General features: G+C 65.9%; 7 protein-coding genes and 1 pseudogene. 3 read left to right on the forward strand and 5 right to left on the reverse strand.

Annotated features, from left to right (window positions below; all coding sequences use genetic code 11):
* Window positions 1-44 precede the first annotated feature (44 nt).
* A complete protein-coding gene (locus QZM15_RS03925; protein WP_302105850.1) occupies window positions 45-773 on the forward strand; it encodes an HAD family phosphatase in 729 nt (242 codons plus the stop codon).
* A 29-nt stretch (window positions 774-802) separates the two neighbouring features.
* On the forward strand, window positions 803-2,332 hold the full coding sequence (locus tag QZM15_RS03930; protein WP_302105851.1) for a mannitol dehydrogenase family protein: 1,530 nt from the start codon (window positions 803-805) through the stop codon (window positions 2,330-2,332).
* Here QZM15_RS03930 and QZM15_RS03935 read toward each other — a convergent pair.
* Together QZM15_RS03935 and QZM15_RS03940 are read right to left on the reverse strand one after the other, a co-directional pair.
* A complete protein-coding gene (locus QZM15_RS03935; RefSeq protein ID WP_302105852.1) occupies window positions 2,321-4,273 on the reverse strand; it encodes an FUSC family protein in 1,953 nt (650 codons plus the stop codon). The genes QZM15_RS03930 and QZM15_RS03935 overlap by 12 nt on opposite strands.
* Window positions 4,274-4,373: 100 nt before the next feature.
* The gene (locus QZM15_RS03940; RefSeq protein WP_060310796.1) at window positions 4,374-5,471 is read right to left on the reverse strand and encodes a branched-chain amino acid aminotransferase; all 1,098 of its coding nucleotides are present in this window, start codon (window positions 5,469-5,471) and stop codon (window positions 4,374-4,376) included.
* A 183-nt stretch (window positions 5,472-5,654) separates the two neighbouring features.
* Between QZM15_RS03940 and QZM15_RS03945 the strand changes: the two genes are divergently transcribed.
* A complete protein-coding gene (locus QZM15_RS03945; protein ID WP_060311668.1) occupies window positions 5,655-6,113 on the forward strand; it encodes an Lrp/AsnC family transcriptional regulator in 459 nt (152 codons plus the stop codon).
* A gap of 205 nt (window positions 6,114-6,318) precedes the next feature.
* Here the strand turns inward: QZM15_RS03945 and QZM15_RS03950 are convergent.
* The 3 genes and pseudogenes from QZM15_RS03950 to QZM15_RS03960 form a co-directional block, all read right to left on the reverse strand.
* A pseudogene (locus QZM15_RS03950) lies at window positions 6,319-6,435 on the reverse strand (porin); the annotation flags it as partial.
* A gap of 286 nt (window positions 6,436-6,721) precedes the next feature.
* Window positions 6,722-9,094 (reverse strand): dockerin, encoded by a 2,373-nt coding sequence (locus QZM15_RS03955; protein ID WP_367033563.1) that lies wholly within the window; start codon window positions 9,092-9,094, stop codon window positions 6,722-6,724.
* Window positions 9,072-11,369: a LamG-like jellyroll fold domain-containing protein gene (locus QZM15_RS03960; protein WP_302105853.1), complete on the reverse strand. Its 2,298-nt coding sequence runs from the start codon at window positions 11,367-11,369 to the stop codon at window positions 9,072-9,074. The genes QZM15_RS03955 and QZM15_RS03960 overlap by 23 nt, the downstream gene beginning before the upstream one ends.
* Between the last annotated feature and the right edge of the window lie 126 nt (window positions 11,370-11,495).

Raw genomic sequence — 11,495 nt, forward strand, 5'->3', positions numbered from 1 at the left:
CAAGCGAGCCGCGTCTTTCCCGCCTTCTCGTCACGGAAACCAACATGAACGAACGCATTGCCACACGCCAACTTTCGGATCATGCGCTGATCAGCGATTGCGACGGCGTGCTCGTCGATAGCGAGGCCATCGCCGCACGCATCATCGTGACGCGCCTCGAGCATCTCTGGGGCCTCGCCGGCCTTCGCGACGTCGTGCGCCCCCTGCTCGGCATGCGAGCCGAGCAACTGCTGCGCACGGTCGCAACCATCGTCGATCGGCCGCTCGACGACGACACGGTCGACGCGATCCGCATGGACGTGCATGCAAACGCGGTGAATGCGCCGGCCATCGACGGCGTGCGCGACGCGTTCGCCGCCATCCCGCTCGTCAAGGCGTGCGCGAGCAACAGCGATCTTGCCTACGTGCGCAGCGTGGTCGACCGGATCGGCCTGGCCGACATGTTCGGCGAACGCCTGTTCACGGCCGACCAGGTGCCGTCGCCCAAGCCCGCACCCGACGTCTATCTGGCCGCCGCCCGTCGCATGCATGTCGCGCCCGAACGGTGCGTCGTCGTCGAAGACAGCGCGACGGGGACGGCCGCCGCGATCGCCGCCGGCATGACCGTGCTCGGCTTCGTGGGCGCCGCGCACGCGGCACGAACGCAAACGGACAAGTTGCACGCCGCGGGTGCATACGTCGTATTCAACGACATGGCCGCGCTGCCGTCGCTCGTCGAACGCTGGCTGCGGCGCATGCACGACACGACGCCCGCGTTGCGCGAACGCGCCTGACCTTCCTCATCGAGAAACACCTCGCGATCATGAACGACAACGCATCCCCTCCGGCGCGCGAAGACGGCCCGCTCCATCCGCTCTCCAACGCAACCCTCGGACGCGCGGCGCCGCACGTCGCCGTTCCCGCGTACGACCGTCGTCGCCTGACCGCAGGCATCGCGCATATCGGCGTCGGCAATTTCCATCGCGCCCATCAGGCGCGCTACATCGACCATGTGCTGCATCTGCCCGGTCACGCAAACTGGGCAATATGCGGAATCGGCCTCGGTAACGGCCCGGCCTCGGTCGCAAAGGCCGACGCGCTTCGCGCGCAGGATGGCCTCTATACGCTGACGGAATTCTCGAGCGACGGCGCGGCAGCCGTGCGCGTCATCGGTGCGATGATCGAGTATCTGCACGCACCGGCCGATCCGGAAGTCGTACTGACCCGGCTTGCCGATCCGGCGATCCGGATCGTATCGCTGACCATCACGGAAGGCGGTTACAACCTCGACGAGACGACCGGCGCATTTCGGTTCGATACGCCCGACGTCGCGCACGATCTTCTGGGAGGACCACCGCGTACCGCGTTCGGGTTCATCGTCGAAGCGCTCAGACGGCGCCGGGCCGCCAACGTGCTGCCGTTCACCGTGATGTCCTGCGACAATCTGCGCGGCAACGGCGATACCGCGCGACGCGCGGTGCTCGATTTCGCGCGGGCGGTCGACGTCGATCTCGCTGCCTGGATCGAGCGTTACGTCGCGTTCCCGAACAGCATGGTCGACCGGATCGCGCCGCAGGTGACGGACGCGGTCCGCCTGCACGTCAACCGGTTGTCAGGCATCGACGACACGGCGCCCGTCGTTGCCGAAGCATTCTCGCAATGGGTGGTCGAGGACAGTTTCAGCGCCGGACGCCCGGCCTTCGACGCGGCGGGCGTCGAATTGCGCGACGACGTCCATGCGTACGAAGCCATGAAGGGGCGCATGCTGAACGCTTCCCACATGTTGCTCGCTTACCCGGCGATTCTGCTGGGACATCGCTTCGTCCACGACGCCATGGCCGATCGCGATCTCGCCGCGCTGCTCGACACCTTCCTTGCCCGGGACGTCGCCCCGATCCTCACGCTGCCGCACGGCGTGTCCGCGGCCGCCTATGCGGGAAATACGCTCGCGCGCTTTCGCAACGCCGCACTGGGCGACCAGTTGCTGCGCGTCGCGCACGACGGCGCGTCGAAGATCCCGGTGTTTCATGAAAAGACCATCGGGGCACTGCTCGCGCGCAACGGCGACATGCGCCGTGAAGCCCTGCTGCTGGCCTGCTTCCAGCATTACCTGCAGGGTGTCGGCGATCTCGGCAACGCGTTCGTCGTCAGTGAACCGCAATTCGATGCAGCGGATCTCGAGCGCGTGCGAAGCGGCGACCCGCTCGCGATCCTCGACTCAAAGCCGTTCGCCACACTCGGGCTCAATGCCAACGCGGGATTCGTCGGGCTATTCCGCACGATGCAGACAGCCGTGGCAACGCGCAGGTCGCGCGATGCGATCCGGCTGGCGCTCGATTCTTCAGACGCCTGAACAACGTATCGCTTCCCGAACATCGGTGGCGCGAACGCTGCTGTCAGACCCATGCGGCCGTGCCTCTCCGGTATTTCGTCCGAACAGCGCATCCTCGAATGCCCGGTTGAGTTCGCTCAACTTCGCGTCGAGCCGAGCCAGTTCCCGATGGGCCGGTAACGGAGGATCACCGGCTATCGCGCGCGTTGCGTGCCCGACGTTCGCATCCGCGTCGCGTCGCACCGGGCTGCTGCGATCCAGATCGCTCATCAACGTATCGATTCGCGTGGCGAGGGCGGCGCGCGCACGCCGCTCGACGGCGGCCACCGCGCCACCGGCTTCAACAGGCAGAAGCGTCGCCACGATTCGGCCATGAAGCCAGCAGACCAGCAGCGTGTCCGACAACCGTCGGGCATCGCCGGATACGCGGAGCATGCGCCACGCGGCCAGCGGCCTGATCGCCATGCGCACGTCGTGAAAACGGCGATCGGCCGCGCGCGTGTGCGCGGCCCCCGGCCGCGTGCCGTCGTCGTGTTCGTGCACGAGTTCGCGCAGCGCCGCCAACAGGCCGTGCGAGCGCGTCGCGATGTGGCGCGACGCCGCCAGCGGCATCACCAGCATCGCCGCCGCGAGCGAAACCGCGCAGCCGATCAACACCTCCCCGATCCGCAGTTCCGCCAGCGCGCCGATCTCGAACCCGAGTTGCGCATAGACGAGGCCGATCAGCACCGTGAGAAAGAAAACGCCGCGCCCATAGGCGTGCAGGATGTGGTACGCCCAGGCGAACACGCACACGCCCATGACGACCGCCACGAGCGCATTCGCATGATGAACGGCTCCGACGACGAGTACGCTCGCGAGCGCGCCGGCGAGCGTGCCAGCGACGCGTTGCGCGCCGCGATAGATCGTGTCCGCGCACGAATACGTGCCAAAGAACACGACGAACGTGCTGAGCACCGCCCACATCCATCGCTCCGACGACAGCGTCTCGCCGATCAGCATGGCGGCACACGCAGCTGCCGCGGCGCGGAACGCCGGCAACCATGCAAGCGTGCGCCAGCCGGCGCTCCACCGCACCGCACGCGCGGGCCGCGGCATCGCGGGCGGACGGGCGGCGGCCATGCGCGCCGCCACTGCGTCGGCGACGCAATCGAAGCGGACGATCGCGGCGCGTAGCGCCGAGGCGGCGGCATCGGTCCGATCGTGCTTCAGCACGCGCCGGGCCGACGCGATCTCCAATGCGACGAGCGCGGTGTGCAATGCATGCGCGTCGTGTTCATCGAGTGTCGATGCATGATGCTCGAGCGCGATGGCGGCTTCGTTCAGCGCCAGAAGATGTGCAATCGCATTCAGTGAGCCGGCGTGCGACACGTCGCTGCGTGCGATGCACGCCGCCTGCAGCGATACCGAGCGCGCGATGCGCCGGGGCGTGGGCGCCGCGTGCACCGGCAACAGCATCCGGCACACGAGCACGACGCTTGCGGGGCCCGCGATCGACATTGCCAGCATGCGGCTCGCCTGTAACGCGGTCGGATGCAGATAAAGGCCGAGGTAGTACATCGCGATCGCGAGAAACGCACACCCGATCGCGCGCGGCCCGCGGGTCTGGCACAGCATCGAACAGAACAGCACGGTCACGAAACCCGCCTTGCCGACGGCGGGCCACGCGCTCACGACGGCGGCCGCGGCGAAACTCGTGCATGCGACGCCGTACTGCCACGCAAGCGATTCATACCAGTCCAGCCGATGAGCATCGCGCAGAAAGAGCGGCGCGATCATCGCGAAAAGTATGCCCACGGCGCCGGTGGTGATCGCCAAACCGAGGTGCAGCGCCGACGCAATGCCGAGCGCGCCGGCAAGCATGCTCGCCAGTGCGGCGCGCGCCCCGCCCAGCAGCCGATGAAGACCGGGATCGACGATAAGCAGGCGGTCAATGGCCCGCGACAACGAAACAACCGACATGATCGAAGCATTCCAGGAGGCAGCGCGGCGACTTCCGGCCGGGATACCGGCCGAGCTTTCATGGCGGCCATCGCGGGTCGCGCGGGCTGCCTTGCCGAATTCAAAACACGCGGTCCACCCAGCCGTGGCGATCGGCTTCGCGCCCGTTCTGGATATCGAGCAGCGCCGCCTTCAGGCGCGATGTGACCGGTCCCGCGCCACCTTCGCCGATCGTGAAGTCGTACGCGCGGCCCTTCACCCGGCCGATCGCCGTCACGACCGCCGCCGTGCCGCACGCGAACGCCTCGACCAGCCGACCGCTGCGCGCATCCGCCTGCCACTGCTCGATCGTGTAGCCTTCCTCCCGCACCGTGTAATTCAGTTCCCGGGCCAGCGTGATCAACGACGCGCGCGTGATGCCCGGCAGAATCGTCCCGTTCAGCGGCGGCGTCTGGATCGACCCGTCGTCGAACACGAAGAACACGTTCATCCCGCCCAGCTCCTCGATCCAGCGGCGTTCGACCGCATCGAGAAACACCACCTGCTCGCAGCCTTCGCGGATCGCCTCCGCCTGTGCGGCCAGGCTCGCCGCGTAGTTGCCGCCGCATTTCGCGTCGCCCGTGCCGCCCGGCGCCGCCCGCGTGTAGTGCTCGGACACCCACAGCGTCACGCCCGACGCGCCGCTCTTGAAGTACGCGCCGACCGGCGTCGCGATCACGCAGTACAGATACTCCGGCGACGGCTTCACACCGAGCACCGCCTCCGTCGCGATCATGAACGGACGCAAATACAGCGCCGCGCCGTCGAACGCCGGAATCCAGTCGCGATCGGCCCGGACCAGCGCACGCACCGATTCGACGAACATCGCCTCCGGCAACGGCGTCATCGACAGCCGCTCGGCCGAATGGCGAAAGCGCCGTGCATTCGCATCGGGACGGAACAGCGCCGCGCCGCCGTCCGGTAGCCGATAGGCTTTCAAGCCCTCGAAGATTTCCTGCGCGTAGTGCAGCACGAGCGTCGCCGGATCGAATCGGAACGGTTCGCGCGGCCCGATTTTCGCTTGATGCCACCCTTGTTCCGCCGAATACCGGATCGTCACCATGTGATCCGTGAAGACCCGGCCGAAACCGGGATTGGCGAGCAGCGCGGCGCGCTCCGCCGCCGCGACAGGGTGAGGATTTTGTTCGAATTCGAAATGCTGGACGGAATCGGTGCTCATCGTTTGCCCCTTGATCGGCAGCGGGACCGTCCCGGCTGCTACGGGCAAAAATTTATCGCAGAAAAAATAATTTCAGGTTGCGTGTTCGACTTAAGATGGGCGCGATTTGGCAATTCCGTGCCTCAAGAAGCGAACATTCGGGCACCGCGTGCCTCAACCCAATCTGTCGGATCAATGGCGATGATCGAGCTGGACGAAATGGACCGCCGCATTCTGCGCGTGCTCCAGGAAGATGGGCGAATCCAGAACGTGGAACTGGCGCAGAAAGTGGGCTTGTCGCCGTCGCCGTGCCTGCGTCGCGTCAGGCAGCTGGAACAGGCCGGCGTCATCGAGCGCTATGCGGCGCTGCTCGACGCATCGAAGATCGGCGCGGGGTTGACCGTCTTCGTCCGCATCTGGCTGACGAGCCAGGACGCGAAAACCGTCGACCGTTTCACGGAGGCGGTTCAACGTCTTCCGCAGGTTCTCGAGTGCCACCTGATGGCGGGCGATTGCGATTGCCTGCTGCGCGTCGTGACGGCCGACATCGACGCCTATCGGAAACTCCAGATCGACCACTTGACCCGGATCGACGGCGTGCAGAGCGTGAAGACCGAGATTCCGATGCAGAGGATCAAGCAGACTTCCGTGCTTCCGCTTTGATCGCGCATGCGGTGCAGCGCTCCGCGGATCGCGGGGTGTCGCCGACGACGGCGGGTCGGTCACCCGCCGCAGCGCGATCGATCGGTTCCTGTCGAACCGGAACGCGTGTCGGCGACCGAGCGGCATGTATCGAATCATCACGCGCGACCGGATGAATGCGCGTATCGTTCGCGAAGCCGCGCAGCTTACGCGAACGGCATGGGCGTCAGAAATGATGCAGCAGCGCGATACGCGCGACATATTGATTCGGGCCCGACGAAATGTCGGCCGCGCCCGGAATGTACGCGTAGTCGAAGTCGGTTCCCGTGTGCGCGTTCATCGAAATGGGGGGTATGTGTCAGCGCGGAAAACGGCTAGCCGGCCGTTGAAATCGGCCCGAGGCCGCTCGGCGCACCCCGGATCGGGAAGGCAACGAATCGCGGACACGTTTCGATGAAAAACGTGAGCCCGGATCACATCGCTTTCCGGATGACCCGAAAGACGACGAGCGGTACCAGAAAGAACGGCATCCGGTCTGCCCGCCGCGACAGCAAGAGAGAACCCGGAAAGGCCGGCCGATCTCCGTCCGGTTGCAAACCGCAACCGGACGATCGACAGGCCGATCAACCTCAATTGCTGAAGATCAGACCGCGAGCGGCGCCATTGACGTAAATCCGGCCGTATGTGTTCCAGTCGCCGGCCATCACGCCGGAGTCGCCGAACTGGTGCGCGTCATCGTTGAAGCGCGCCCACGTCGCGCCACCGTCGTCGGAATGGTAAATGCCCCAGACGCCGTTCAACGTGCCTTCCACATAGACCGCGGCCGAGTACGGCGAACCGGTCGGCGCCTTGCCCAACGCGATCACGGTGGCGCCCGGCGTGTCGTTGGTCGACGCGAAGGCGCCGAGCTTCGTCCACGTCGCCCCCGAGTCCACCGAGTGGTACACGGCCGTGCCGTCGGCCAGCCAGAGATCGCCCTCCGCGTTCGGATTGACCGCCATCGACGTATCCCGCCACGCATTCCAGGCCAGGTTCGCGTTCACCGAGCCCTGGCTCAACGTGAACGTGTGGCCGCCGTCGTTCGACACATAGACCTTCCCGCGCTGCCAGCTCCACGGTGCGCCGCCGGAGTCGTAGGCATAGACCTTGTTCGGGTTCTTGCGGTCCGCGGCCAGGCGGTAGGCACGCGAGAAGCCGTTCCAGGTGGCACTGAACGCCGGCAGGTTGGTCGCCGTCCAGCTTGCGCCATTGTTTGTCGTGAACGACGGGACCGAGTCCGGCGGCGCCCAGGTCACGTTGTTGCGGGACGGGACGACCAGATTGCCCACGTGGCTCTGGCTTGCCGCGGCACCGTTGGGCAGCGACGCGAACGTCGCCCAGCTATTGCCGCCGTCGCCCGACCAGAAGCCCCTGATCGCATGGCCGTTGGCGTTGTCGACGCCCGCGGCCGCGATGTACGTCGGATCGGACCACGACATGTCGGCCGAATTGCCGTTGCTCCACGTGTTCAACGGGCCTTTCGTCGGCCTCGTCGAGAGATCCGTATTGACCCACGTGCCGATGTCGCCGGCGCTGTTGATGAAGTTGTACGACGCACCGGGCGGCGCCGTGACGAGGGCCAGCGTCACGGTTTCCTCGAGGTTGTCGACCTTGGGGCTCCAGGTTGGCGTGGGCGACGAGGCGTTCATGGTTTCACAGATGCCGCCGCCGTGGACGTGCATGATGTGATCGCGATTGGCGGGGTCGATGGTGACGCTTTCCACCCAGCCGGCGCAGCCATCCGGGGCAATGCCGGTATGCGGCATGCCGGCCTCGATTTCGCGCCACGTGCTGCCGCCGTCATCGGATAGCTGAATGGTCTTGCTGGTGTCGCTCCAGCCCGTCATGCCCAGTGCGATGCGGGCGGACGCGCCCAGACCGGAAACGGACAGGCCGCCAAAGCCGTTGCCGGTGGAGCGGTTGAGCAGCGTCCAGTTGCCGTTGTTGCTGCCGCCGAACCTGTAGAGATAGCTCGGTCCGCCGATGCCCTGGCCGACGCTCGCGTTGAACACCACGTAAAAGTTGCCGTCGGAAGTGCGCACGACGTGCGGGATGTAGTAGCCGGACACCGTCGGCGGGGCGGGCACCGGCGTCCACGAGAACCCGCCGTTGGTGGACTTGTACAGGGTCGACGTCAGGCCCGCCGCGTTCGCGTAGTCGGGGGCGACGGTGGCCCACATGATCCAGGTCGGCTGGCCACTGCCCTTGCCCGACGTATCGAAGATCACCTGTTCGACGCCGAGCGGGGAACCGCCGCCGCTGATCGTGGCGGAGGACAGGCCCGAGACCTGCGCCCAGGTGCGGCCCGAATCGGCACTCTTCCACAGGCCGGCCGTGCGCGATCCGTAGAACAGCGTCGACGGATGGTTCGGATCGACCTGCAGGCGCTCGCCGGTGGCTCGGCCGTTGTCGTTGCCGCCTACCGGGAACGGCACGTCGTAGTGCGTCCAGGTGTTGCCACGATCGCTCGAGATGTAGATGCGGCCGTTATGACCCTGCGTCACGGTAATGCCGGTCATCATGTAGACGAGCTGGTCGTTGTTCGGATCGAGCGCGAGACTTTCGACGCCGTGGAAATCGCCCTCGCCTGCGCCGAAACCGATGCCGTCGGTGATGGGCGTCCACGTCGAGTTGGTCGCGTTCCAGCGGTACGCGCCGCCGACGTCGGTGCGTGCGTACAGCAGGCTCGCGTTGGCTGGATGGTAGATCAGACCGGTGACGTAGCCGCCCCCGCCCCACTTGACGCTGGTCCAGCTGGCCGCCGGCAGGTTGCTGCCGCCGCCATTTGCGCCGGTCTGGCTGCGATTGGCGGCAAAATTGGTCACGCCTGTCGTGCTATCGGCCCCGCCCCCGCAGCCCCATAGCGTACACGCCATCGCCGCGGCGGCAATCCATCGTTGTGAAAACACGGTCATCGGAGAAATCCTTGAAGGAAGATGATCAATTCGCCATGAGCGATGCAATCTGCGCAGCGCTGAGCGCACCGCGATAGAGGCGGAAATCGTCGATCAAACCGTTGAACGTGGCGTCGGCACCGTATTGCGATTTGCCCAGCCAGTTCTGCGTGGTGCGGCCAAGACGGAACGGCGCCTGGAACATCGCCGTGTTGGTGCTGACGGGCGTGCCGTCCACGTACATCGTGCCGGTCGAACCCGATAGCGTGACGGCCACATGCACCCATCGCTTGCTCGGCAGCGCGGTGGGGGCGTCGATGATCTGTTCCGGAGGGCCGTCGCCGGGGCCGTTGGCCGTCATGGCGAAGCGCATGCCGGCCCAGCCGGTGCGCGACTGCCCGCGCGGCGTGAACATCATGTAGCGGTGAAAACCGGTGCCGAAGTCGAACAGGCGTGCCCACGTTTGCGAACCGTTCCAGAACACCCAGCTCGCGATGGTGAAGTCCGACACATCGGCCAGCAGATCGTCGGGCAACGCCACATACGCGCCCGAGCCGTTGAGCGAGACCGCGTTGCCGCTGCGCCCCACGGCCCACGTTGCGCCGTTGAGCGTGCCATTGCGCCCGTTGCCCGAGCTGTCGGCGGCCGTGACGCCGCCGCCTTCATCGAAGGCGAGGTGCGCGAGCAGTTGCTGCGCCGTGATCACTTTCACTTCGTTGGAGAGCGCCGATTCGCCCGCAATCGTTTGCGCCGTCACGACATAAAAATACGTGCCGGCGCCGGCGGGCATATCCGTATAGGTCAGCAGGTCGGTGATGCCGCTCTGGATGGTGCTGTACGGTCCGCCGGCCATGGTGGCGCGCTTGACGGTGTAGCTGACGGCGTTGCTGCTGCCCCACCACGACAGCACTACCTTGCCCGCGCTGGCGTAGCCGGTCAGGCCGGTCGGCGTTGGGGCCGGGGCGCCGGGGTCGAGCGTGCAGGTGAGCGTGCCGTAGCCGAGCTGGTCGAAGCCGCCACTGTTGGGGCCGTAGTTGCCGCCGCCGCCTTCCGGCGCCACCAGCTCGGCGGCGCGCCTGGTGTAAGGCGCCGCCAGACCTTTGCGGTTGATGTAATGGTTGGCCACCAGCGCCCAGCAGGGCCGCCCAAGGGCGCCGCCTTGCCCGCCGGTGGAGAACTGCGTCTGGATGACGCCGGCGCTGTTCTGGTACGTGACGAAAGGCACCGTGTAGAACGCGCCGTCCGCCTGCTTCAGGTTGGCCTTGGCCACGTATTCCGCGCCCGCCAGAAAGCGATTGTTGTCATAGCCGTACAGGTCGATGCCCTGGTTCCACGCCATCTCGCAAATGGCGCCCGTCAATGCAATGCCGAGCGTGCTGTGGCCCTGGTCCCGGCCGGCTTCCTGCCATTGCCCGAGGTTGCCGGGGTGCAGGTAGTACACGGCTTGCCGGATACAGCCATTACTGCCACCGGACTTGAAATGGGTAACGGCCTCGTCGACGAGTTCGGCATCGTCGCACAGCACACCGATGGCCAGGACACACGCGATGTTGGCCAGGCCCCAGTTGGCCCAGTAGTGCGTGTCCATCGCGGTGTCGATACGGGTCAGGAAAGCGTGGCTGACCGGGTAGAAGACATTGCGCATCATGGCCTGAAACGCGGCGAGTCCGGCCGGACTCCAGCCGCTGTAGCCGCGCATGATTTCGGCTGCGTTGGCGAACTCGTAGCCGTAGATGCCTGCGGCGAGCGCCACGTCGCTGCCGCCAAGCGTCGTCAGCGTCGACGCCCATTGGTCCAGATACTCCACGGCCTTGTCGGCATAGCGTGTGTCGTTCGACACCTTCCAGCGCAACGCGTCGCCATAGGCGGCGGCGATGTCGTTGTAGAGGGCGCCGTAGTTCTGACCATGCGTCGGATCATTGCCGCGATAGATGCCGACCTGCGGGTTCGGCTTGTTCGTCAGGCGCGTGTGACCGTTGGCGACGAGCACGTTCCAGCTATCGATCCACGGGGAAGCCTGCGCGGCGACTTTAGCGCGCATGCGTTCGAAATCAGCGTCGGTATGCAGCAAGCCAGGATGCGTGAAGGTGCGGGTTTGGGCGGTGCCTGCCGCCTTCGCCCCTGCGCCGCTACCGTCCGAAGCCGGAGCAACTCCGGACGCCTGGCCGCTGCTGGTTGCCGATGTACGCTCGCCGTCTGTAACCGCGCTACCTCCGTCGCCGCCGCATCCGGCCACAAGCGTTGCACCGAGCCCCATCACGAAATGGCGTCGTGCAATATTCTCGATGCCGCCGAGTGGAACGATTTCCTCGGACAGCAGCGTCGCTGCTCCCTTGTCTCGCATGTCTGGATCCTCTGTTTTTTTGCTATGGTCGAAGCGACAAAAATGTACTAACCATTCCGTATTTATCGGAACGGGTAGCATTCTATCCAGTGCGACCGGGATCCAATCAAGCGAAAAAAAACAAAT

It is taken from the genome of Burkholderia sp. AU44665, assembly GCF_030504405.1.
GTDB lineage: Bacteria > Pseudomonadota > Gammaproteobacteria > Burkholderiales > Burkholderiaceae > Burkholderia > Burkholderia semiarida.